The following is a 24522-nucleotide window of genomic DNA, read 5'->3' as shown; positions in this document are numbered from 1 at the left end:
GTCAAGAGTCTAAAAATTTAAGAATTTGAAAAGTCGAGAATTTGAAAAATCGAAGATTTAAAAATTTGCAAAATTGCAAAACTACATAAGCTATTTTTAACTTCTTTTAATTAGAGTTAACAGCTGGATATTTTGGCTAGTTATTTGAATTTTATTACTTAGATATGCTCTACCCAGCTTTACCACCTACACCCCCAGCAATTATTCTGATGATGACATCTGATAAGGTGTCTGCAGACAAATATCTAGTCGCTCAAAAGCTGCGAAAACCTGATAAAGTAAAAGCTTTTGCGGTAAAAAATTATTCAAGTCAAAAAGCTGATAGTACCAGTCAATCAAATTCTTTATCAGCTACCAATACATTATTAGAACAAAAAAATCATAATATAACTCCCCAAAATAATTCTCAGGTAAATACATTTCCACAAGAGTATGATTCTACAACAAAATTAGCAGTTCAAAAGGCTAAGCAAAAAAATACGGTGGGGAAAATTCTCGCTGCTGTTCAAGAAATTATCAGTGTTTCTTTATATGCTTCGATTGACAATATCACTACTAATAATAGTGCAGTTGAGGTCGAATCACAAATCATTAAAAAACCATCCTTTAAAAAACCAATTCTTATTAGTGATTTAAAAATTGGTAAAGTCCCAGTTTCAAGAGATGCTAATCCTGAAGAAACTAATAGTACAGAAAAAACAGAACGACATAAAGATAATCTTAATAGTACAACAATTTCTAGGAATACTAAATTTAATGCAGTTAAATTTCTATCAATAGTTCAAGAATTAATTGTTACTGCCATATCTACTTCTTTGCAGCAATCAAATAGCGAAGCAATAAAATTAAGTGACGACGGTAAAAAATCTATTGAAATCGCTTCTTCTCAAGGAAATATATCAACTAATAAAAATTCGAATAATAACCTAAAAACCAAAAATAGCTCTGAAAACAATAGCAATAATCTAAATAAGAATACCGATAGTCTTCGAGTAAGATTAGCGAATCAAAAGCAGGAAACACTACAAGATAATGAAAATACTCAAAGTTATCAAAAATATTCACTTCAACTAGCACAAAGACCCGGAGAACCTTTTTTAGTTGGAGTAATCATTAATGGTAGGGAAGTCGGTACTCTAGATATTCTTCAGTTAGATAATACTTTACTGATACCTCTAGAAAGTTTTGCTGAGATTGCTGAATTTACGTTTGAAGTGGACAATGATAATTTTCAGGTTCAAAGCCCTTTGGGAGTTGTAGATATTAAGCCTGAATTATTCAAGCAGATTAATGGCATTATTTACGTTAGTAAAGAAGTTCTCAAAGAAAAGCTCAAGATAGATTTAGAATTAAACACTGCCGATTTAAGTCTACTAGCAGATTTACCTTGGCGTGGAGGTTCCCAACAAAGAAGACGAGAAGGAATAGATTTACAACCTGATTTTTTGGCTCCCAGAAGCGGAATTTCTAGTTTGAAGCAAGAATTTAATTTTTATAATAGTAGGGGAGATACTCTTCTACGTAGTTCGAGCCAATTGGGTGGTAGACTTTTAGGCGGTGCTTTCCGCTTACGTTTAGATAATAACTTTGAGAATCAGCCAAATATTTCTGAATATTTCTTCTACAGACGTAACGGTCGATTTCGTTATCAGGTAGGTAAACAAAGAGTAGGTTTGCACCCTCTCCTTAATGGAGTTGGTCTTACTGGGTTTCAACTTGGTTATAGTAATCTCCCTGAAGATAGATTTAATCCAAGTTATAACGCTAACGAACTCGTACCTAGACGTTCTCGACCAGTACAAACCTTTCGCGGTCAAGCCCCACCAGCTAGTTTTGTCCAATTGAGAGTTGGGGGTATTCCTATAGCCCAACAGCAAGTAGGGTTTGACGGGCGATATGAATTTCTTGATGTTAGATTACCTGTCGGTCAAAGTAAAGAAATTGAAATTGCGATATTTGACCGCAATGATTTACGCGTACCTAGAGATATTCGTTCCGTTAGGTTGAATGCTTCTGACCTATTACTACCATCTGGAGGTAATGTCCAACTAGCGGGTTTAGGATTTAACGGTAACCTGGTTCAAGATAGTTTATTTGATGATTACACCTCTTCTGATGAAGGGAAACCAGTTGGTTTTTATCAATTACGCCAAGGTCTTACTAATAATCTGACTCTTGAAGGTTCTTTGCAAGCCGTTCCTGATGCTTTACAGGGACAAGCTGGCTTGGTGTGGCGTTTAGCAAATCCAATAATTTTATCTGCTAGTGTGGGTAGTTCCCGTGGCGAACTTGGTTATGCTGCGGACTTGGATATCCAATTTGATAAGCTGGAAATCAATGCGAATTCCCAATCTTTACCTGAAGGATATCGTATTAACAGTACTGGAGAGCGCTTTAACCATAGCTTGGAAGCAAAGTATCGCTTTAGTAATAAATTCAGCCTAGGTGTTATTGGTCGCAGTCGTAAAGATGGGGGTAGTTCAGCAGATTATATTTTGCCAACTTTTTTTGCTAGACCTTTTTCTACTCTCTCTTTAAACGGTAGACCAGATATCAATGGAGATTATTTATTCAACGCTTTCTTTAGACCGAGTAACTCCACAAGATTATCTTTTAATACCTACGGTGATGCCTACATCTCTGATTTAAGATACGATTTCAATCGCAATTACCAAGTGTCTTTGGGAAGCGAATTCGGTCAAGGTTTAGCTCCCCGTTACTCAGTCAGTTTTGGTCGTTCCCCCAGAAGTTTGCGACAACTTAGTTGGAATTTGGGACTGGCTTACAGCGATGGTGAATTCGGACCATTGGTAGGCGCAAGCATGCAAGTACTTCCCGGTTTATTGGCTAGACTTGATTATCAAGGAATTCCTTCGAGGGCTAGGAATGGTTTTGGTGGTTTAGATGACGGTAGTTTGTCTGTGTCATTGATCTCAGATCTATCCTTTGTAGGTGGTAGAGTTACACCAGCAAGAGCTAGTGGAATTGGTAAAGAGCGAGGTGCGATCGCTGGGAAATTAATAATAGAAGATAAAAAGCAAAATTGGGACTTAAAGGGCTCTTTTGTCAAGGTTTATGACCAATACAATAATTTGGTTGGTAGTTCAAAAACTAATAAAGATGGTAATTTCTTTATTGGGAATTTAAAAGTAGGTCTACATGTGGTGGAATTAGAAACAGAAGAGCTACCAATAGAAATAGCAGTTCCAAAAACTAGCATGGTTGCTGAAGTTGCTAGTTCTGCGGTTACCCAGCTCAATTTTCCAACGAGAATAGAATATGGTGTTGCGGGGCGAATTACTGATACTGCAGGTAAAGCGATGTCCCGAGTTAGAATAGAATTAGTAAATCCTTCTGGGGCAAGAGTATTATCCGGCGTTACGGATAAGTTTGGTCTATATCGCCTTGACGGAGTTCCTGTTGGCAAATATACATTACAGATTTCTCCTCAGGAAAATCTAAATAAGCAAAGACGGTTACCCAAACGCAATATAGAAATTCGCAACGAATTTGTTTACGACCAGAATCTGCGACTACCTATTTCTACTGCAACGAAAGAAAGCAAGAAAAATTGATATTTGGGGATTAAATATCGAGATATTGGGATTGGGAATTAATGGTAAATCTCAAGCAATTTAGAACAGCAATTTAACCTTGCATCAAAACCTTTAACCTAGTGGTTGGTTTAATTATCTTGCGAAGGGACATTTTCGTGTCCAATTTCAACTACCATAACCATATAGATATAAAATACTTTCTTCAAGGGAATCAAAAAATTTAGTCAATGACTTGAATTATTGCCCATTATTGCCCACAACCGAATTTCCCTCAGGTAATCATGCCAAAGTCCAAGAAGAACGTTAATGATCAAATAGATTTGACCAATCCCAAATACTATCTCAACCGGGAATTGAGCTGGCTCGAATTTAATAGCAAAGTACTCCACGAAGCTTGCGATCCACGAACTCCTCTCCTAGAGCGCCTGAAGTTTTTAGCAATATTTTGTTCAAATCTAGATGAGTTCTTCATGGTGCGAGTTGCTGCATTAAAGCAACAGGTAGAAGCGAAAGTAAGCAAATTAACTTTTGATGGGCGTACTCCCCAACAGCAATTAGATGAAATTAGCTTTGCACTACGTCCTTTAGTCACCCAACATAACCAACATTTTGAGCAAGTACTCCGTCCCGAACTAGCAAAACATGGAGTACATATCCTAGATTACATAGATCTATCCGAGCAACAAAGGAATTATTTAAACAATTATTTTGAAGAACAAATATTTCCTGTTATTACTCCTCTTGCAGTCGATCGCAGTCATCCATTTCCTTATATTTCTAACCTGAGTTTAAATTTAGCTGTTGTTATTAAAAATCCAGAAACCGAACAGGAATTCTTCGCTCGAGTCAAAGTTCCCAAAGTTCTACCCCGATTTATACCCTTACCATCTGATTTAAGCAGTAATCGCAACGGTAAATCCATTGTTTGGACGGGCGTTCCTTTAGAACAAGCAATTGCTCACAACTTAGAGTATTTATTTCCGGGGATGAACATTCAAGAATATCACCCCTTCCGAATTACCCGCGATGCTGACTTGGAATTAGAAGAAGATGAAGCCGATGATTTACTTTTAGCCATTGAACAAGAATTACGCAAGCGTCGAGTTGGTGGTACTCCGGTTCGCTTAGAACTTCAATCTCAAACTCCAGAAATTATTCGCAACCGACTTTTGCAAGATTTGAATTTGTCTGATAGCGATGTTTATCAGGTGGAAGGTCTTTTGGGATTGCGAGACTTGATGTATTTTTTATCACTACCACTTCCAGAATTAAAAGACCAACCTTGGCGTTCTGTAGTCCATCCAAGATTACAAGTTCTTAGAGAGCCTAATACCGGTTCTGGATTACTTAAGCTTGATGAAGGTCAGGATATTTTTTCTGTAATCCGAGAAAAAGATTTATTGGTACATCATCCCTACCAATCCTTTAGCCGTTCTGTTGTCAGATTTATTACAGATTCAGCCCACGATCCGGACGTATTGGCAATTAAAATGACCTTGTACCGGACTTCCGGTGATTCACCAATTGTAGATGCCTTAATCGCAGCAGCGGAAAATGGCAAACAGGTATCGGTTTTAGTTGAATTGAAAGCACGTTTTGATGAAGAAAATAATATCTACTGGGCAAGACGTTTAGAAAGTGTAGGAGTTCACGTAGTTTATGGTTTAGTGGGACTGAAAACCCATAGTAAGATCGTCATGGTAGTACGACGAGAAAAAGAACGCATCCGTCGTTATGTACATATCGGAACCGGAAACTATAACCCGAAAACAGCCAGACTTTATACAGATTTAGGTTTATTTAGCTGTCGTGAAGATCTAGGAGCAGATCTAACAGATTTATTTAACTACTTAACAGGTTACTCCCGGCAAAAATCCTATCGACAGTTATTGGTTGCTCCGGTCAATATGCGCGATCGCTTCATGAATTTGATCTATCGGGAAATAGAAAATACCCAAAAAGGTCTTTCTGGAAGGATTGTAGCCAAGATGAATTCCCTAATCGACCCGCAAATTATTACCGCGTTATACGAAGCTTCGCGAGCAGGAGTAAAAATCGACTTAATTGTACGGGGAACTTGTTGTTTGCGTCCTGGGTTGAAAAATGTGAGTGAAAATATCAGTGTAATTAGTATAGTAGGCCGTTTCCTAGAACATTCGCGGATTTTCTATTTTTACAATAACGGACATGAAGAGATTTACTTCGGTAGCGCAGACTGGATGCCCCGCAATCTGGATCGGCGAGTAGAAGCTATCACTCCCATACAGGATTCTGACCTAGCAAAAGACCTACAAGAAATTTTAGGCATGATGCTAGCAGATAACCGCCAAGCTTGGGAATTACAGTCTGATGGTAGTTATATCCAACGACGTCCCGGCGATTGTCCAGAAGCTGTCTCGCAAAAAATACTTATGTCTATGGCGTTAGGTTCAGCTGCTATTCCTCCTAACTTAATAAGTCCAAAACAAAATTCATTTTCTCCAGATAGTTAAATTGCAAAAAATATTAAGGTAGTCCCAATGTATCAGTTGATTAACCCTTGTTAGCTTTAATTATAAAATTAAAACTTATTCAACCATAGGATAGAGTCAGTTGCGGTGCATGTTCGCATAGACTATAAAAGTTACTGTAAATTGAGTTTAATTTTACTTCAATGTTAATGTTGTCCTGTAAGTCTTCTATCTTGCGGGTTCTAATAGTTGACGACCACGAACTTACTCGTTTAGCTCTGAAATTTGCTTTTTCTCGTGAAGAAAATATTCAAATCGTAGGTGTTGCAGAGAATGGGAAAGAAGCGATAGAAATCGTCAAACGTTTCCCACCAAATGTGGTTGTCCTGGATTTACAAATGCCAGTAATGGATGGTTGGATGGCTTCCAATCACATTAAAACTATTGTTCCTAATACAAAAATAATTGCTTATTCCTCATTAGAAGAAACTAAATATCATGAGAAAAAAGTAACAGCTAGTCTGGATGCTTTTTGTAAAAAAGACGCGCCAACAAATGAACTAATTTCTCTGATTAAAAAGTTGGGAGAGAACAGTATAAATAATTCGGTGACATGATCGAATATATTTGCAAATTATTTATCAATACATAGACGAAATCGTTTCAGGGTCAATAGGAGTAGTATATGTGTTTTTTAGCAATGCGTCGGCAGCACATCTTGGGTTTACTACCGGCGCAATTTCCAGGCTTAACTGTTGCTTTTAATTTAATTTAGAATTAATTATTTTCAGATTCATTAAAAGTACGTTCATATTCGTCAATCAACTCATCCATTTCTTCTAAAGCTTGGTTAACATCAATCCTTAAAGTACCTAAACTTGGTTTTTCTAGAAGACCTAGTAAATATTCTCTTTTGCTTCTAATTGCAGTAATTTTTTCCTTGATCGTCTGGGCGTCCATTCTTACTCTCCAACACAAATTAATTTTTTCAGTCTAAAGCTCTATCCCTACTTTACTTTACTAGCTTTATATTTGAATAAATTATAGGTGCCTAGTAATTGGGTCGGACAATTACAATTAGCTTTTTCCTTTCACTGTTGCTCCATAGGTGAATATCTTGGCAAGGTACTGATAATAAACGATGATAGTAAAAATGAAGTAATAATAATTAATACACAAATTAAAATCATGTTACGCCAGATTTCTTTGGGGACTTTGGGTCTAAGTATTGGTGGAATTCTTGTTATAGTTGGTTTTGTCGCCTATGCTACGGATAATGCGACTCTTAACCTTGCTGGATTTTTTTATGGTTTTCCTTTATTACTTGGAGGACTAGCACTAAAAGCTAATGAACTCAAGCCAATAAAGTTTACCCAACCAACAACACCAGAGATTTTGGCATTACGGGAAAAACAAGCAACCCTAACTCAAAACAAAATTCGCAAAGATATCACTAGATACTGTTACGGTCAAAATGTACATTTCGACCGAGCTCTATCTTATTTAGGTCTTGGTGCAACCGATGACGATTTACCTGAAATAACTGGTTTAAGAGAAACAGAAACTGAAGGTGCTTATACGATTATTCTAGAATTTGACTCCCCAGAATTTTCTATTGATGCCTGGAAAGAAAAATATGAGAAAATGATTAAATACTTTGGTCCTGGGGTAGACGTAAAAATTGCAGAAGTTGGTGAAGATCGAATTGAATTAGCATTGGTTACTTTGCTTGAGGAAAAAGCTGATTAAAATTTGCACATTTACAGAAGCAAAACAATAGTGAAAATCTTCCTCATTCGTATGGGGGAGTAGTTACTAAAGCATATAGACTCCTGGGAAAAAATAAACTGGCACTGGCTTTTGGTTATTCAAGTATGCTTAACGCTACCGTATAGATTTTATGTATAAATTTTTGATATCTAACCTTTGGTAGTTGCGAAACTAGTGAAATTTGAGATTTATTAAATCATGAATTAATCAAACACATGCTTTTGGGCGACTTTCCAGTAACGAGAAAAGCGTTTTAGGTCAATGAAACCATCGTATTCAAAAAATGGATCGGCCTCATATACCTCTAATTTTTTGTAACGTTCAATTTCATCACAAATACTATGGAAGCGAGGGCTGGGAGTGTCGACAGTAATAACCTTATTAGCGTTATTTTCTACCGCAAAAGCTAAAACTTCACTGACAACATCACCACGACGGATTGTGACAGGTAACTCTAATAAACATTCATAAATAAAGGTAATTCGTTTCAGACCAATCTGCCATTTTTCGATCAGTGCGTCATCCCATATCCAGATTGCAGGAGAGTTTGGATATTCTTCAAATGCTGGATTTTTTGGACTCAAACAATCACCATGTACCCAAATAACTTGTTCTGACATTAATATCTGGCATTAACAACTGTAAACCCTAGCTTTAACTATAAACTATAGTCTTGAAGGAGTAGTATTTTGCATACCTGACATGGTTTCAAAGTGAAACAGATTCACAATCAATTATTTCTACACGTCCTAATAACAGAAATACTCGAACGTTAATTCTTCATTTCTTTTATTTTGTGAAACTCAAAAGTGTAAATAATGGTCAGTAATTGAAAGCGAGTCCTAGAGAAAACTTATAATTGCTATAAATTTTAGGTTATATTTTTAGGTTACATATAGTACAATAATATATGTTTTTACTACAGTTACCTATTTGATTCCTTTTTCTAATGTTTGCGTAGAAAAATGGAATTTATACTCAATGCCCTAACACCTATGAACTTTTGGTAGCTTTTTAGTGATTTGCTGTTCCATGGTTGTGAAATGTTAAAAAAATCTGAGTCATAAGTTCAACACATATAATAAAGTGTTCCAGAGGATACGATATTATTTGTTTACAGGGAAAGGGTAAAATATTTTTATTTTCAAAGCCTCAAGAGAATAACTATGACGATGCATCCTTCTTTGCAACGTGCATTTTTCAACCGCAATGCTTTAAAAGTTATCAGTGGTTTGAATAATTTCAATCCTAAGAGCGTTGCCGCGACTGTTCAAGCAGCACATCATGGTGGTGCTACCTTCATTGATATTGCTGCAGATCCTGCATTGGTCAAGACAGTAAAACTATTGACTAATCTGCCTATCTGTGTATCAGCAGTAGAACCAGAGAAATTTGTGACATCAGTGAATGCTGGTGCCGATCTTATTGAAATTGGTAATTTTGATTCTTTTTATGTCAAAGGGCGTAAATTTGAAGCTGAAGAAGTTTTAGCACTTACAAAAGAAACTCGTGCTCTTCTTCCAAAAATTACTCTTTCTGTGACTGTTCCTCACATTCTTAAATTGGATCAACAAGTGGAATTGGCAGAAGAATTGGTGGAAGTAGGCGCAGATATTATTCAGACAGAAGGTGGTACTAGCAGTAAGCCCAATAATCCCGGAACATTAGGATTAATAGAAAAAGCTGCCCCAACTTTGGCTGCTGCTTATGAGATTTCTCGTGCTGTTTCGGTACCGGTATTGTGTGCTTCTGGTATCTCCAGTGTGACAGCGCCCCTTGCTGTTGCTGCTGGTGCAGCTGGTGTTGGTGTAGGTTCGGCAATCAACCAACTTAACAGTGAAATTGCAATGATTGCTGCTGTTAGGGGTATAGTAGAATCATTAATGGCCAACCGGAAAAGAATCAATATTCTTTAGGAAAACAGGAGCATCTTTCTATTTGTAACTGGATTCTTAAAGAACTCACGCAAATCAATAGTCATAGGGAAAAAGCCCGTAAGTCTATTTATGGGAATGCAAGCCCGTAAAAGATTTTAATAACGATGAAAAAGGGAGATTAATTTCTATTCAGTTGTGTCTATACATCCAATTACTCTAGTACGGGTGGAAACTCGTCGGCACCACTATAAGTTTTACGACGTTAAGAAATGCTAGCAGTAGTGTAGTGTTTGTAACACTCCCAATATGTATGGATACAACCGAGAGTTATTAATTAATTGTGCCAGACAGAATTTCCATCCTTATTGGTAAAATTTTGATACATCTATTGGTGTAGTCCTGGAGAATTTACCTTTAGAAAAATACGCCCCTCAAGATGTGATGTAGTAACTGGAGAATCTAGATCTTTAGTTAAATTACTTCATCGATAATTAAGATTTATTGGGAAAATTCCGATTTTGCTTGCCTTCCATTTTTGTAAAAATGCACTTTAGCACAAAAATAATTTTTTGATTACCAAAGTGGATATTTGAGTAAATTCTTCCCATTGTCTTGAGATAAACTTAGCACGTTAATTCATTTAATTGGGTAAATTTGCATCGCATTTTTGTTATATTTTGTTAGCTCATAATTTTTTTGGCTACCATTTTCTCTCCGAGCAAAGTTGCTACTGGAATTTAAATCCTAATCCGTACTGCAACTATACATGCAAGACAAGATAATACAGGTGCGATACAGGTTGCTTACTTACCGCAAATGTTTAAGACGTTCCCTAGAAGCCGGAACGTTTTTTAGTGTTTTTCTGTATCTGCTTAATTTTCGATTGCATCACTGAGTATATTTTATGCACACACAAAAATATTTACCATCATTACACGTTGGCGCAGCACCACTGAGCATTTTATTTACAAAGTGTTAGCGCCTAGCGACGGGGTACTTTAGGTCTTGCGCATTCTACAGGACATATGCGTCAGTACTAAATAGAAAGAAGAATTATTTTCTAAATAATAAATCATCAATATTCAATAATTTCATTGCAAATTGCATCTGCACCATTGGAGAAGTTTGAGTTAATCGCCGGACACAATAGTATTTATGTACTATAATAAATTTAGAGATCCATAATACTGGATTAATTTCAGGATCAAAAGGTTAAGATAAGGGTTAAGGGTTTATATCTTATGGTTAAGCATTACATTCTCAGCCTCAGTCCTACAGCTAAGCACGAATGGGACAAATGTGTTTTACGGGATGTTTTGAGTGCGAAACGCCCAGAAATGGCGAAATTAATTGCTGAAGCAGTTAATGCTCGATCAGGTAACTATTTGATTAGTGTCAATATTGAAGTAAAAGTATTAGAGAAAGCTGAAGCACCTCAACCCGAACAGTTGGCGCTTAATATCACTGAAGTGAGCGAACAACCTCAATTACAAGAAGCTGCTTGATTTAAAAAGGGATTTATCCAAGACGCGATACTCCAATAGAGTATGATAAATCCCTAGCCCCGGTTCTGAGTCCCAACTCATGACTCCTGAATTTTATTACTCATCTTTTATCTTGAATAGTTTTGATTTATAAACCCATCGTAGACTCTATATGTTGGGTTATTTGCTGATTAATATTTACGACGTTAAAACGTTCAGCTGCATTCTGTCGAGCGGTTTTAGCAATATTTGTAATTTCTTCTGGGTTGTTCAGACACTTATCAATAATTTGTGTAAGTTCTTGAGTATTTTCTGGCGTTGTTAAAAAACCATTTACTTCATGATCTATTAATTCCATAGCACCACCAGCTTTTGCAGCAACGATAGGTTTTTGACACAACATCGCTTCAACAATCACTCTACCAAATGGTTCGGGAGAGGTAGAAGTATGAGAAACTAGGTCACAAGCAGTCATAAGTTGGGGAATATCATCACGAAATCCTAAAAATTTGACTCGATTTTCCAATCCCAAATTCCTAACTTGTTTGTGTAATTGGCTAACATATTCTTGTTCGCCAAATAATGCATCGCCAACCAAGATCGCGATAACATTCTTGGGAGATTTTGCAATCGCTTCAATTAATATATGTTGTCCTTTCCAAGGGGCTAGACGGCTAAAATGTCCGACGACAAATTTCCCGTCTAATTCTAGTTCTTGTTTAATATCATTAACTTGAGATTCCTTGACCTTGTATTTAGCAGGCTCAAATCCGTTGTAGACTATTTTCACGATTTCCGATTTTCCGCCTGCAGTAATAAAAGCATCTTTGCTGGCTTGAGAATTTGCAATTACTAAGGAAGCGAATTTATTCGCTAAAGCGATCGCAATCCGGCGATTAGTCTGACTAAAATGTTCTGGGGACAGAATATCATGTAAGTGATAGACCAAAGGACGGTTACTGAAAAAGCTTGCCAAAGCTCCGATCGCTAGAGCTTTTTGAGTATTAGCATAAATCAGGTCATATTCTCGGGCTATTTTAGCCACTGTTAAAATCAAGGGTAAAATTTGACCTAGACTGCGTAGCCCTTGAAGAAGAGAGCTTTCTTTACGAACTTCAATTTCTTTGCGATTTAGAACTTTGACAGGAATTTGGTTTTCTTCAAGTAACGTTTTAAAAGAACCATCGGCAAATAAACCAACTAAACAATCTTGACGATAAGGTTTGGCTATATCAATTAGACACAACTCAGCGCCACCTGGTTTACCACTTTGATCTAAAAAAAGAATTTTCATTTGTGATTGGCAATGGGTAAATGGGGGTAGGGTAATGGGATGATAACAAAAAACATCCTTACTTACCCTCATCTTCTATCTTCCTTTTTCGGTTGCTTCCCCCTTCTCTCCCATCTCCCTGGTTTCAGCAAGCCCTAATTATTTTGGAAATTATTTTGGAAGTCGTTAGTTTGGATGTATATATTGAAGCTTTTGGAAATAAGAGAAAAATATGATTCTCTCAATAATTTTGTGCTGTAGGATATATGACATTCAAATTGGTAGATATTTGTGTTGCATACAACCCTGTAGCTGACCAGCACGCCAACATAACTCCATTAAAAGTTTGACCAAACTAGCTTTATCGCGAACTCTCGCTATAAACCATATAGGAGACATGATTGCTGTCTTAATCAGGGTAGTCCAACATATGAGTTGTGGCATTCCCATTTTTCGATGCTTTTTGTAAAGTAAGGCTTCATGACAGCCGCTTTGCCACGCACGGCGACATATATCTGATATGGTTTTACGGAATCTAAAATGAACTAATGCTTCTTCTATCTCATGAATTTTGGCTCCTGCTTCTTGTAATCTCCAGCCATAATCCACGTCTTGAAGTTTTAACAGTTTTTCATCAAAACCACCAATCGCTTCATGAAGCTTCCTTCTAACACCGAAGTTATTACCACTTACTAGCGGTAAATATGGATGATCGAAAAACACACCATTACTTTCTTCGCAACCATAGGCTTTAACTAGCCAAGATTCGTTGAGTTTGCAGTGTTCATTTCTACCACCGACATAATCATATTTTGCTAGCCCTTCGCCTATAGCTGCAACCCAACCAGGAGCAACTACATCATCAGCATCACAAAATGCTAGAGCCTCACTTTGAGCACTTTTTGCCCCAATATTACGAGCATATGCAGCTCCAGATTTTAGAGATGCATCGACAATGCGAAGATGGGGAATTTTTTGTTGGTACTCCTGGACTATAGTCAGAGTGTCGTCTGTGGAGCCATTATCTGCAATGATTACTTCCCAAGGTTGAGACCATTTCTGCTTTGCTAAGGCATCTAATTGCATGCCGATGGTGTTACCTGCATTGAAGCAAGGTATGACTACGCTCAGCTTCATCACTATTTAGACTCATATTTACGTGATTCAAACGTTATTTATGTTAACGTAAAATTATAAATCTATCTATCGCTTGAGTGATATATACTACGCCGCTTTGACTATTATTTACAGACTAGAATAAATTATTGCTAAATCTTTATTAATTCGATACAAAATAATTTGTAGGTTATAGTTACAAGCCAATCTTTTTAATTTTCATATACTCACTCGCTATTAGTATTCGAATATAACCGGTATCAGTAACAATTAGGTTTTATCAGTCATCAGAAAAGTGCGTAGATAATTTATAGCGTTAGTATGTGTAAAATTAATTTCTATTGATTGTCTGTGACAAATATATCCGTTGTTCGATGCAATTTAAAATATCAACTTTAATCCTTATTATTGAGCAGAGCAGAAAATTATAAATATTATTTAAAAATGTTAATCTTCGTAAAAAAGCGTTTTCAATCAGTTTAGAGTCAAGGTTGGCAATTACTCTATGGGTTATGCTGTAGTGATAGATAATTAAAATTAATTATTTATATACGACAACAACACAATTTTATCGGTTGGTAGTTAATATTAGTCTATATCGCTTATTAATTCCTTTATTCCAAATAATAGTATCACTCTAAAATCAATTAAAAATCGCAATTAAATCTCCTTTAAGCTGATTTTTTGAATTTTAAATAAATTTAATAAGTATTCAGAAGTAATTTATTTTTTTATATTTTAAAATTAAATAATCTACTAAGGACTTAAAAGAACACCTCTAACTTCATTTGCAATTTTATTCCAATTAAAATTTGCAGAGGCATATTGACGGCAATCTTCTTTTGATGGAATGGATACTTTAGCTAGTAAAGCTTGTTCCAATTTCTTTGCAATTGAATTAGCGCTAATTGAAGAAGTAATGAGTTGGGGAGAAAATGGTGTTAAGATTTCTGGCATTCCACCCACAGGAGTGCAAATCACAGGGGTTCCACAAGCCAAAGATTCAACTATTGCTAAACCAAACCCTTCGAAGGATTGAGAAGGCATAATACTAAAATCAGCAGCCTGATAAGCAATGGGTAGTTGTTCATCGGGCAAAAATCCTAAAAATTTAACTCGATCTTCAAGTTCTAGGTCTTTAACTTGCTGTTTAAGTTCCGCTTCAAGGGGACCCCGTCCGGCGATCGCTAACCATACATCAGGTATTTTTGTTCTAATTGTAGCGAAAGCTGTTAAAAGTTTATCTATTCCTACTCGATGTACTAAACGACGAGAAGTGAAGATGATTTGTCGATCTTGAGGCCAGTTTAGTTGAAGACGTGCTTCCTGTAAGGAAAAATTTGCTTTAAAGTTATTTATGTCAACCCCACCAGGAATAATATTAATTTTCTCCCAAGGAATTTGGTATTCCTGATGGAGTACGTTACCAAATGCTTTGCTGAGGACTATGAAGCGATCGCAGCTATGATAAGTTTTTCTCTCTATCAGCCAATATTTCAAAAAGTTACTGATTTTGCGATGCATCACCTCCTGTTTACTTTCCGAAGCCCAAGGTCCATGAAAGTTAAAAGTAATTGGTACTTCCTTTGGAAAAATATCCAGTAACGGAAAACTGTAGAGAGCAAAATGCAGATTGATTGCATCTGGTTTAGCATTTCTTGTTTGACGAAAATTTTGACGGATAGACCAAAGTCTTTGCCAAATGGGAGAATCAGGTGATGCTAAATTATTCAATTTAATGGGGAAATCCTCTGTTGCTTCAGGTATTCCAACTCCGCATAATTCCACGTTGTCTTGCTTAGTAGCCCAACAGCGAGTTAATTCATAAACATACCGTTCCAACCCACCTGGTGCTGTTGGGAACCAACCAGTTCCCAAGCAAAGTATTGAAGCTGCTCTTGGAAGATTGTCTTGCCGTTCGTTTTCCACTAATACTATTCTCCTATTTTGTCAGTACTATTTTACTGATGTATTAATATATATATTGAGTAGATTATATTTATAAAATTGCTAGAACTGGCTGGGCAAAGCCAATTAATTTTTTTAAAACTGAAATTATCTAATTTACAACTTTTAAAATTATTTTTATTTCAATTGCGCGTATTATTCTCATATTGTTTCTAATTTAACTAGGAAATAGACTAAGCAAGTACATAAATTATTGAATATTTTTGCTGAATAAAGTAAATAATAAGAATTGAGGCAATAGTTAAATACTGATTGTAAACTAGCGACTAAGCTAAAAAATCATACATACTGAAAAAATTAGTCGTATTGATTATGTTAACAATAAACATCGTAAATAAAAAATATCTCTTTCAAAGCGAAAATTGAAAAATAGAGTTACTTTACCTGTAGAACTTATATAAATATCTATAACTTAATTTGCTGATTTTATTGAATTAAATTGCTGTGGATAATGTAAATTCAACCATAAAAATTAGAGAAGTAAATACTTCTAGTTTATATATTCCTATACATAACCTCACGCCTTCTACTAGTTAACATCTAACTGCTAGCATAAGACATTAAATATTTAAAATTTGGGGATATATTAAAAATTACATGTAAATTATATAAAATTTTAATAAAAAAAACTTACAACCAAATTAAAATAAAAAAAGTATTTTTAATTATTTTCATTTGATTCAGGTTATATATGTAGGTCTATAACCTTGCGACACCATCGTTTTTATAGTAAAAACAATAGACAAAACTCAAAACCACCAATATTACTAAATGACTTAACACCTAATAAGTATTTGGGGTACGAATTTGATTGATGAAACAATTTCTACTGCTAAATATATAATTTCAGGAAAATTTTCGTTCAAATGCATCATATGTAACAGATATCCAGGTATATTTGCTGTAGAGAAAAATTTGAGCATGTAATACTTAGAAAAGTATTGGTTCAAGTTAAGCCCATTTTAAAAATTAAGAATGTAGTTTATTATCTTTTGAAAGTAGCGAATGAAAGTAGCGAAGTCACAGAATGAAAATCATCTACGAAAAATTGAGGCTGAATAAATCTTTCCAAGAGAATTGTGAATTTACCTACAGCAAATCACTCACATCCCAGTTTTATTAACTAGTTTTTTATGAATTCTGCTATTTAATATATTCACTCAGCATTTAATCGTCCTGGCAGAATTATGCAGCATCGAAAACAGTTAAAATATCGTACACATAAATTTGAGAATTAACACCGCTTGAACAAGCGATACCCATGAATCAACTAAGCAATGGTTTCACTCTATTTCTTAGTCTACTAGTAGAGGCAATCCCATTTTTATTACTGGGAGTGTTACTTTCTAGTTTGCTGCTTTTTTTTGTAGATGAGCGCAAACTAGCAGAAAAATTGCCTAAAAATCCATTACTTGGTGCTTTCGTAGGCTCTTTAGTAGGCTTTCTGTTCCCAGTATGTGAGTGTGGTAACGTACCTGTTGCTCGCCGCTTAATAATGCAGGGAGCTCCTACACCAGTAGCAATTGGCTTTTTGCTTGCAGCACCAACTATCAACCCAATTGTTATTTGGGCTACTTGGACAGCATTTCGCGATCAGCCAGAAATAGTAGTATTAAGGGTTATACTTTCACTATTAATTGCCACAATAATTGGTTTCGTATTTAGTTTTCAAAAGGATTTAAAACCTATTGTTCAGCCTGCTTTAGCACGTTATTTGAAGTATAATCCACCGCAGCAATTTGCAAGGAAAGATACTTCAAAGGAAACTTCGGAAAAACAACAAGGTGTGACTTCTACTTTGTTACAACCAGGTACTTACATTCTTGGCGGTAAATCTGGAGGTACTATACCAATGGATTCTGTTAATGTTGGTGTTAATGTAGCACAAAGTCCTAAAGCGATCCGAGCGCAAAAATGGCAGCAAGTAATAGATAATACAATTCAGGAATTTCGAGAGTTGGGAGCAGTACTGATTTTGGGAAGTGCAATTGCTGCAGCGATTCAAGTGCTAGCACCCCGGTCGTTAATTTTAAGTTTGGGTAGCGGCCCAATTACTTCCATTGTAACGATGCTAATATTAGCAACAGTAGTATCAATTTGTTCTACAGTAGATTCATTTTTTGCATTGTCATTTGCCTCTACGTTTACTACCGGTTCTTTGTTAGCATTTCTAGTGTTTGGTCCCATGATTGACCTTAAAGGTATAGGTTTAATGCTTTCTATATTTAAGCCTCGAGCAGTATTTTACCTATTTGCTTTAGCTGCGCAACTAACATTTTTGTTTACTCTCTACATTAACTTACACTTACTGTGAGAATACGATGAAAAATGATTTGTGACTGCTTCGTAGATAAATTTATTTCCAGAATTTTATATGCTTAAAATTTTACTTGATAGACTAAAAATATTCTTTATTATGCTCTCTTTGAACTGAATTAATAGTAATTATTTGAAATTTTTGTTGGATAACTATTCAAAGTCGACCGATACTTTCTTGACTGTTGATGTATGGGTAAAAATATATGGGTAAAGTTTTAGAATTTACTGTCAATTTTTTATATAGATATATGTTCTATGCTTTATCATAAACCCTAACTTTTAAGCTTTAGGTTCTGAGTAATATTTTCTCACTTAATTCTCCGCGAAATTATTAATGATAATTATCCATGAAAGGAATCAACATTCGCAAATTTAAGATATTAAAATTTTTAAATCGCTTAAATCCCTGGGTAGACGTTATGGCAATCCTAGCCTGGGGAATTGTAATGTTACACTATCGTTTTAGCGGTAAGTTATATTTACTAATTCATCCTAATTATTTTGAATTGGTTACTGGGAGTGGCATAATTTTAACTATCATTGGCATAATTCGATTTCTTGAGGTCAAAAATTCGAAGCTAACCGATCCTCCTCCTAATACTGAACATGTAACTTTGTTCCCTCCCGGTTTGGGTAGCAGATTATTATTGTTTACAGCAATCCTAGGTTTAGTAGTGACACCCCGCGTTTTTGCTAGCGATAAGGCTTTAAAAACTGATACTGCGGATTTACTATCAAGTACGCGGGTTCAACCCCAAGAGTTTCGCCGTACTACAGTTAATTCAGAGGATAGAACGCTTGTAGACTGGGTACGTACTCTCAAAGTTTATCCAGAACCAGATAAATATTCTGGACAAAAAGCTAGGGTAAAAGGTTTTGTTATGCACTCAGAGGATATTGGAGAAGAATATTTCTTTTTAGCAAGATTTGTACTTACTTGTTGTGCTGCTGACGCTTATCCTATTGGGTTACCAGTGAAACTGGAAGGAAATCGTCAAAAATATCCCCTCGATACTTGGGTGGAAGTAGAAGGAGAAATGATTACACAAAAAATTGCAGGTAAACGTCAACTTACTATTGCAGCTAAATCAGTTAAGAAAATAGAACGACCGAAAAACCCCTATAGTTACTAAACCCTATAGTTACTAAAATTTATTTTTATTGATTTAATCTATCATTATCAATAAAAAAATAATCAAAAATAAATAATAAAATAATAATAATTTATACTTAGTAATCCATCAATAGTATTGCTAGAAAAATAGCAACTACATAATATATACAAACTGATTAATAATTACTATTTAACGTTACCTTCCCAATTGATTGATTACCAATTACCAATAATAAATAACCAATGAGAATGGTTAATAAAAAAGGATCTCTATTACCAATAGACCGGGTTGCGATCGCTTTAATGTTACTGTTGAGTATAATAATTCTCTTAGTTGTTTCTCAAGGTAATGTTGTAGCTGCTCGAGTGCGCGACCTTACTTGGCAACATCAATTAATTCCAGAGAAAGATATATCATTAACAGATGATAATTCCAATAGTGATAACGTCAAAATAAGTAAAGATCATACATCTTTTAGTATGACCTTTACCCGTCCTATGGATGTTAAAAGTGTTGAGAAAAACTTAAAAATAGATCCACCACTGGCAGGTAAAATAAGTTGGGCGGGTAGAAGAATGGTTTATACATTATTTACCCCTGCTCCTTATGGTGCTGATTACACATTGAGTTTGGAAGGTGCGCGGGACAGAATTAGTGTTAAGGAAGGAGAAAAAAACACGATAAAACCATTTCAAGCCAGTTTTAAAACTCGCGACCTAATTATTCTCTACATTGGATCGGAAAAAGAAGAAAAAGGACGCTTAATTCTTTATAATTTAACTCAAGAAAAAAAGAAAATTCTGACATCTAAAGATTTAGTTGTAATTGACTTTGAACCATTCCCAGATGGCGACAAAATTTTATTCTCTGCGATTCCATCTAGAACTCAAGATTTATTAGCAGCAAAAGTTTATACTGTTACCACTGGCGTACCAACTGTTTTTTCTAGGAAAACAGCTGCACCTGGGAAAGTTGACCTGATAATCAATAATAAAAAGTATCAAAATTTGAAATTTGACCTGTCCCCTGATGGAGAAAAAATTGTTATTCAAAGGGCGAGCAGAAGTAAAACAGGGGATTTCGGCTTATGGTTTATGGATGTTAACCGGGATGAAAAAAGCCTCCAGGAAATAGAAACTTCACCAGGAGGAGATTTTATGATTACCCCAGACAGTAAAGCTGTAGCGATCGCTCAAGGTAAGGGAACAGCAATTTTACCTCTACAAAAGGATTCAACCACACCTTTAGATTTTTTCCCACAATTTGGGTTAGTTAAAGCTTTCTCCAGAGACGGTTCCAAAGCTGCAATGGTGAAATTCAATACTGATTTTACAAGAGATTTATTTTTAGTCACAAATCAAGGTGAAGAAAAGCAACTATTACGCACCGACGGTAGAATTTTAAAATGTCAGTTTGATACGGCTTCTCCAACTCTCTATTGTTTGCTCACCCAGTTATTATCTGGAGAACTTTATCAAGAGCAACCATATTTAGTTGCAATTAATTTGAAAACTGGGGAACAAAAGCCTTTACTGATTTTTCCTGCTGAGCAAAGAAATTTAGAAATTAGTTTATCGCCGGATGGCTTGGGTTTATTATTGGATCAAACTGTACCAGAGACTAATACAAGCGTCACATCCAACGAAAATTCAATCCAAACTAGAACTGGTAGTGCAATTACTAGTAGTAGTTTATGGTTAATGCCGTTGTTACCAGTCAGTGACTCTAGTGATACAGCCAAAACTAAACCCCAAAAGCTCTCCTTGTTGGGATTTCATCCACGTTGGTTACCTTAGTCTTCAGCAAGTAGAATACAAAAAACATTAATATCCTAACCAAAAACTCAGCAGGATATTAATTCTCAACTACCAATTACCAATTACCAATTACCAATAAAACAACACCATGCTCTTTGCTTGGGGCGCGCTTATTAGCCATCAGCGTTAATAAATTTAAGGATTGGTAATGAAGCGAACTAGATTCACGATAGTACCCAATGGACCAGCAACGAGACGGAATGGGTCAGTGACTTTGGCGAGTCCAGAGCGTCGCACTAAAACAACGTCGTTGTTACGGAGAATGGGATTAGTCTTCTCATTAATTCCAGCAGATAAATCAATTTTAATTTTCCGCTTGGTGACACTACCGTTAGGATTGAGACGAACTAGTTCAACCCTACCTCTTCTTGCTCTGGAATCATTAAATCCACCTGCAGCCAAAATCGCTTGATTTAATGGAGTATTGGGTCGAAGGTTTGTTGCTCCCGGACTTTTGACCTCACCAACAACACTAACTTGAATTTGTGATGGAGCTAAAGTACTAGTTGCTAACTGAGTAGCTTCTGCAGGGTTAATTTCAGTTGCTGTAGGAAAAACGATTGTATCACCATCTTGGAGAAGAAGATCCTGACTTATGTCTCCGCTAGCTAGTAGCTGCCAAAGATTAAGATTTATAACTTGCTCTTTACCGGTTCTTGTTAATCTTCGGATTTTGACATCCCGAATATTTGCTTGTGGAGTAACTCCCCCTGCAAGTTGAAGCGCGCGCATGATTGTTGGTTGTCCTGTAACCCCAGGTGCACCAGTGGGATTATTTTGTCCTCCTTGCGTTGCACCGGAAGTGACTAAATATGAACCAGGACGAACTACCTCGCCGATTACGGCTACGTTCCGAGGTCTGCTAGGATCTGCAGCAAAGTTAGCAGCTGCTAAATTACGCGCCTCTGCAAGGTCTATATTAGTAGCTGTGGGAACATGAATTTTGTCCCCATCGCGTAAGGTAATGTCTGATGGTGCTACACCTTTTTGGATCAAATCTTTCAAGTTAAGGTTAACAGTCTGCGTTCTGTTATTTCCGATACGCCGCGTTACCCGCACTTCAGCCATATCACCGCTTGCTGTTACCCCTTGGGCTGTTTGTAGTGCTGCTAGTACTGTTGGGTATTGTACCCCAGGGTTGTCACCTGCTCCTCCTTGTAAACTTAAGGTATAGGCTCCAGGACTAGTTACCTCACCTGAAACTAAAACATTTATGGGACGAGGAGATAAGAGATTAACTGATATTATTGGGCGTTTGAGAAAAACCCTATATCTTTCTGCAATTAAATCTGCTGCTTGTTCTGTAGTTAAACCTTGGATTGGTACGCTACCGATTAAAGGTAAGTTTATGGCTCCACCAGGAGGAATTTGATATTCACCACTATATTCTTGAACTTCTAGTACATTTACAGCTATGCGATCGCCGCCTCCCAAAGTATAAGTGTTATCTAATTGTGCAGCTGTAGCGGTAGGATTAGTTGTTTCCTGGGCGAGACTTACAGATGGTAAAGCAGTTCCTACAGAAACAAGAAAAGCAAAACCTGCAACTGGTTGAGAGATTCTTTTTAACAAATTCGTATTATACATTATTTACCTGTTACCGAGCTGTATGATGTACTATTTGAACATTCTAAAGTGGACTATACTTACGTATATCAAGTTCCTCGCCATTCTTATCTTCTTAAAAAGATAGTATTTCTCAGGAAGTAGTGCGTTTATTGAACTTGAAATTTTATTAAATTTATCTTGAAGACTACATAAGCTTAAAACATATCAAATTATATTTTATGGTGGCAGAATTTACATTTATAAGCAATAAGAAATAGATTAAGTTATAGGAAGATAATGAAGAATTATAATTAATAAATAATAAATCGTTTAAAATTGTCAAGTAATTATTTTGCAATCTTTAAAAATAAAGTTAATCACCAACGATTCAGGTTATCCTATTTATATATGTTGTAGAATTTCTCCTAGTTGTCGATGCTCCCAATTATTTATTTGTGGAAGTAGTAATTATCTGTTGGGAGTAAACAGTAATGATACACGCAATTCATGAGAAATATCAGGTAGAAGAAGAAACTTATAAACAGCAGAAATATTTAAGAACCTGATATCGTCTTGATTATTTGCATAAATCTGAGTGTAGGAAATTTACACATATCCTAATCCTTAATTTGGATGCTTGGAATAAATTAAAAGTTTCTTATTGTGAATATATTTATTGTGAATATATATTAGGTCAAGCAAAAAGAGAGTTTGTTTGGAACTCAAATATAGCTTGTTGTGGGTGTATAAATGTTTTGTTGTTTATTAAGTTAATATGAACTAATTACAATTATGATTGTTAATTGTGAGCCCTAAATAGAAGGATTCTACGAATAAAAAGCATTTAACTATTTAGGGTAAGTGTTGCTACATCTCCATAAATAATAGGCTATGATTACGAGTCAATTATTCTCTGAGAGTTTTTAATATGAATCTCAAATTTTATCAGCAGATGTTTAGCTTGTCCTTGCTTGTTTTACCATAGCGATTAATGTATGGTGGGCATCTTCTGAATCAACTAAGTTATGGTCAAATTCAATACGTAGGGGTAAAGTCTCTTCACTAACTTGCACTGTTAAGTCCATACCCACAGAATCAATTTTTAACATTTCAGCTTTTGTCGCATTTGCTACGCCACCAAAATGTTGAGCATACAATAGTACAGCATTTGCATGGTCTTCATTCATGTGTTTGCAAATACGGGAACTGACCTCATGAGAAAATTCAGCAGACATAATTTTTTCTGATGGTTAAATTTAGCTGGCTCTAAACATTACTCAGTTAAGCATAATTTTGAGGTAAAAGTGATTCTAAATTTGGCATAGCGCAATCTTAATCAAACTCCCAAAAACTCTCGCATGTACTGATTTACTAATATGGGTTGTTCTTGTTGTACCCAATGGCTACAGTTGGGAATATATTTAATCTGAAAATCTCTGACATAAGCTTCTGTACCATAGGTTAACTCTTTACCTAAAGCAGTATCTTCTTCTCCCCAAATCATTAGTGTTGGTACTGATAAAATATCCCAACTCCGACCGCGACTTTTTAAATCAAGACCATTGCGGTAATAATTAATCATTGCTGTTAAAGCACCTGGCTTTGCTGCAGCTTGTTTATAAGCTTCTATAACTTCTGGGGGAAAAGCTGTTTTGTCGATCGCCATACCTGCAAATATTTCTTCGATTTTTTGATAGTTTGAAGCCCGCAAATATTGTTCTGGGAAAAAAGGAAGTTGAAAGAAAAAGACATACCAGCTTTTTTGTAACTGTTTCCAAGTCCATAAACCTTCAATAAATTTTGCGGGATGAGGTATATTTAGGACAATTAGTTTTTCAAGCACTTCAGGGTAAGTATAAGCAAAATTCCAAGCAATAATTCCACCCCAATCATGAGCAACCAGTACACATTTTTCATATCCTAAGCCTTGGATGACTCCTTTGATATCTTGGATAAATTCATTCATCACATATGCTGAATTCTTTGTGGGTTTATCGCTATCGTTATATCCCCGTAAATCAACAGCTACCACTTGATAATCCCGAGCGAATTCTGGAATTTGATGTCGCCATGAATACCAGTATTCAGGAAATCCATGCAACATTAACATCAGAGGACCACTACCTTGGGTAACGTAATGTAGTTTGATGTTGTTAGTGGTGATATATTCGTGCTTCCAAGAGTTTTCTGACATTGATATATTATGTGAATAAATAAAATTACTTGAA

The 24522-nt window shown here is 35.8% G+C and carries 17 protein-coding genes; 9 read left to right on the top strand and 8 right to left on the bottom strand.

Annotated elements, in window-relative coordinates:
• The first annotated feature begins 164 nt into the window (after positions 1-164).
• From BC008_RS25315 to BC008_RS25305, 3 genes are all read left to right on the top strand, one after another.
• Positions 165-3575: a carboxypeptidase regulatory-like domain-containing protein gene (locus BC008_RS25315; protein WP_027841450.1), complete on the top strand. Its 3411-nt coding sequence runs from the start codon at positions 165-167 to the stop codon at positions 3573-3575.
• A 263-nt stretch (positions 3576-3838) separates the two neighbouring features.
• Positions 3839-6049 (top strand): polyphosphate kinase 1, encoded by a 2211-nt coding sequence (ppk1, locus tag BC008_RS25310; protein WP_027841451.1) that lies wholly within the window; start codon positions 3839-3841, stop codon positions 6047-6049.
• Between the two features lie 161 nt (positions 6050-6210).
• Positions 6211-6624, top strand: coding sequence for a response regulator (locus tag BC008_RS25305; RefSeq protein ID WP_027841452.1), 414 nt, complete (start codon positions 6211-6213; stop codon positions 6622-6624).
• Positions 6625-6784: 160 nt separating this feature from the next.
• On the opposite strand, the gene BC008_RS25300 is transcribed toward BC008_RS25305, so the two are convergent.
• A complete protein-coding gene (locus BC008_RS25300; RefSeq protein WP_027841453.1) occupies positions 6785-6967 on the bottom strand; it encodes a hypothetical protein in 183 nt (60 codons plus the stop codon).
• A gap of 228 nt (positions 6968-7195) precedes the next feature.
• On the opposite strand from BC008_RS25300, the gene BC008_RS25295 reads away from it, so the two are divergent.
• Positions 7196-7756 carry a DUF2854 domain-containing protein gene (locus tag BC008_RS25295; protein ID WP_027841454.1) on the top strand — a complete coding sequence of 187 codons (561 nt, stop codon included), beginning with the start codon at positions 7196-7198 and terminating at the stop codon, positions 7754-7756.
• Between the two features lie 224 nt (positions 7757-7980).
• Here BC008_RS25295 and BC008_RS25290 read toward each other — a convergent pair whose 3' ends face one another.
• On the bottom strand, positions 7981-8397 hold the full coding sequence (locus BC008_RS25290) for a hypothetical protein (protein ID WP_027841455.1): 417 nt from the start codon (positions 8395-8397) through the stop codon (positions 7981-7983).
• Between the two features lie 546 nt (positions 8398-8943).
• On the opposite strand from BC008_RS25290, the gene BC008_RS25285 reads away from it, so the two are divergent.
• Positions 8944-9693, top strand: a complete 750-nt coding sequence (locus tag BC008_RS25285; RefSeq protein ID WP_027841456.1) for a DUF561 domain-containing protein — start codon at positions 8944-8946, stop codon at positions 9691-9693.
• Between the two features lie 1202 nt (positions 9694-10895).
• Complete coding sequence (locus tag BC008_RS25280; protein WP_027841457.1) at positions 10896-11159, top strand: hypothetical protein; 264 nt, start codon at positions 10896-10898, stop codon at positions 11157-11159.
• Between the two features lie 127 nt (positions 11160-11286).
• Here the strand turns inward: BC008_RS25280 and BC008_RS25275 are convergent, their stop codons facing one another.
• The 3 genes from BC008_RS25275 to BC008_RS25265 all read right to left on the bottom strand — a co-directional run bounded on the left by BC008_RS25275 (position 11287) and on the right by BC008_RS25265 (position 15456).
• A complete protein-coding gene (locus BC008_RS25275; protein ID WP_027841458.1) occupies positions 11287-12432 on the bottom strand; it encodes a glycosyltransferase in 1146 nt (381 codons plus the stop codon).
• A gap of 252 nt (positions 12433-12684) precedes the next feature.
• A complete protein-coding gene (locus BC008_RS25270; protein WP_027841459.1) occupies positions 12685-13548 on the bottom strand; it encodes a glycosyltransferase in 864 nt (287 codons plus the stop codon).
• A gap of 735 nt (positions 13549-14283) precedes the next feature.
• A complete protein-coding gene (locus tag BC008_RS25265; RefSeq protein WP_027841460.1) occupies positions 14284-15456 on the bottom strand; it encodes a glycosyltransferase family 4 protein in 1173 nt (390 codons plus the stop codon).
• A 1300-nt stretch (positions 15457-16756) separates the two neighbouring features.
• On the opposite strand from BC008_RS25265, the gene BC008_RS25260 reads away from it, so the two are divergent.
• The 3 genes from BC008_RS25260 to BC008_RS25250 all read left to right on the top strand — a co-directional run bounded on the left by BC008_RS25260 (position 16757) and on the right by BC008_RS25250 (position 20725).
• A complete protein-coding gene (locus BC008_RS25260; protein WP_027841461.1) occupies positions 16757-17809 on the top strand; it encodes a permease in 1053 nt (350 codons plus the stop codon).
• Positions 17810-18233: 424 nt separating this feature from the next.
• Complete coding sequence (locus BC008_RS25255) at positions 18234-18947, top strand: TIGR03943 family putative permease subunit (protein ID WP_235595937.1); 714 nt, start codon at positions 18234-18236, stop codon at positions 18945-18947.
• Positions 18948-19177: 230 nt separating this feature from the next.
• Positions 19178-20725: a hypothetical protein gene (locus BC008_RS25250; RefSeq protein WP_027841463.1), complete on the top strand. Its 1548-nt coding sequence runs from the start codon at positions 19178-19180 to the stop codon at positions 20723-20725.
• Between the two features lie 156 nt (positions 20726-20881).
• Here the strand turns inward: BC008_RS25250 and BC008_RS25245 are convergent, their stop codons facing one another.
• The 3 genes from BC008_RS25245 to BC008_RS25235 all read right to left on the bottom strand — a co-directional run bounded on the left by BC008_RS25245 (position 20882) and on the right by BC008_RS25235 (position 24488).
• Positions 20882-22333, bottom strand: coding sequence for an SLBB domain-containing protein (locus tag BC008_RS25245; RefSeq protein ID WP_027841464.1), 1452 nt, complete (start codon positions 22331-22333; stop codon positions 20882-20884).
• A 917-nt stretch (positions 22334-23250) separates the two neighbouring features.
• The gene (locus BC008_RS25240) at positions 23251-23529 is read right to left on the bottom strand and encodes a DUF2470 domain-containing protein (protein WP_027841465.1); all 279 of its coding nucleotides are present in this window, start codon (positions 23527-23529) and stop codon (positions 23251-23253) included.
• 101 nt (positions 23530-23630) lie between these two features.
• A complete protein-coding gene (locus tag BC008_RS25235; protein ID WP_201026178.1) occupies positions 23631-24488 on the bottom strand; it encodes an alpha/beta fold hydrolase in 858 nt (285 codons plus the stop codon).
• Positions 24489-24522: the final 34 nt, after the last annotated feature.

Source organism: Mastigocoleus testarum BC008, assembly GCF_001456025.1.
In the GTDB taxonomy this organism is placed as follows: Bacteria; Cyanobacteriota; Cyanobacteriia; order Cyanobacteriales; family Nostocaceae; genus Mastigocoleus; species Mastigocoleus testarum.
Note: the sequence above shows the minus strand (reverse complement) of the source record. Positions and strands in the feature narration are given on the sequence as shown.

What these genes read in the sequence shown, in the direction of transcription:
- BC008_RS25315 (WP_027841450.1), top strand. Translation starts at nt 165, where the DNA reads ATGCTCTACCCAGCTTTACCACCTACACCCCCAGCAATTATTCTGATG.
- ppk1 (WP_027841451.1), top strand. Translation starts at nt 3,839, where the DNA reads ATGCCAAAGTCCAAGAAGAACGTTAATGATCAAATAGATTTGACCAAT.
- BC008_RS25305 (WP_027841452.1), top strand. Translation starts at nt 6,211, where the DNA reads ATGTTAATGTTGTCCTGTAAGTCTTCTATCTTGCGGGTTCTAATAGTT.
- BC008_RS25300 (WP_027841453.1), bottom strand. Translation starts at nt 6,967, where the DNA reads ATGGACGCCCAGACGATCAAGGAAAAAATTACTGCAATTAGAAGCAAA.
- BC008_RS25295 (WP_027841454.1), top strand. Translation starts at nt 7,196, where the DNA reads ATGTTACGCCAGATTTCTTTGGGGACTTTGGGTCTAAGTATTGGTGGA.
- BC008_RS25290 (WP_027841455.1), bottom strand. Translation starts at nt 8,397, where the DNA reads ATGTCAGAACAAGTTATTTGGGTACATGGTGATTGTTTGAGTCCAAAA.
- BC008_RS25285 (WP_027841456.1), top strand. Translation starts at nt 8,944, where the DNA reads ATGACGATGCATCCTTCTTTGCAACGTGCATTTTTCAACCGCAATGCT.
- BC008_RS25280 (WP_027841457.1), top strand. Translation starts at nt 10,896, where the DNA reads ATGGTTAAGCATTACATTCTCAGCCTCAGTCCTACAGCTAAGCACGAA.
- BC008_RS25275 (WP_027841458.1), bottom strand. Translation starts at nt 12,432, where the DNA reads ATGAAAATTCTTTTTTTAGATCAAAGTGGTAAACCAGGTGGCGCTGAG.
- BC008_RS25270 (WP_027841459.1), bottom strand. Translation starts at nt 13,548, where the DNA reads ATGAAGCTGAGCGTAGTCATACCTTGCTTCAATGCAGGTAACACCATC.
- BC008_RS25260 (WP_027841461.1), top strand. Translation starts at nt 16,757, where the DNA reads ATGAATCAACTAAGCAATGGTTTCACTCTATTTCTTAGTCTACTAGTA.
- BC008_RS25255 (WP_235595937.1), top strand. Translation starts at nt 18,234, where the DNA reads ATGGCAATCCTAGCCTGGGGAATTGTAATGTTACACTATCGTTTTAGC.
- BC008_RS25250 (WP_027841463.1), top strand. Translation starts at nt 19,178, where the DNA reads ATGGTTAATAAAAAAGGATCTCTATTACCAATAGACCGGGTTGCGATC.
- BC008_RS25245 (WP_027841464.1), bottom strand. Translation starts at nt 22,333, where the DNA reads ATGTATAATACGAATTTGTTAAAAAGAATCTCTCAACCAGTTGCAGGT.
- BC008_RS25240 (WP_027841465.1), bottom strand. Translation starts at nt 23,529, where the DNA reads ATGTCTGCTGAATTTTCTCATGAGGTCAGTTCCCGTATTTGCAAACAC.
- BC008_RS25235 (WP_201026178.1), bottom strand. Translation starts at nt 24,488, where the DNA reads ATGTCAGAAAACTCTTGGAAGCACGAATATATCACCACTAACAACATC.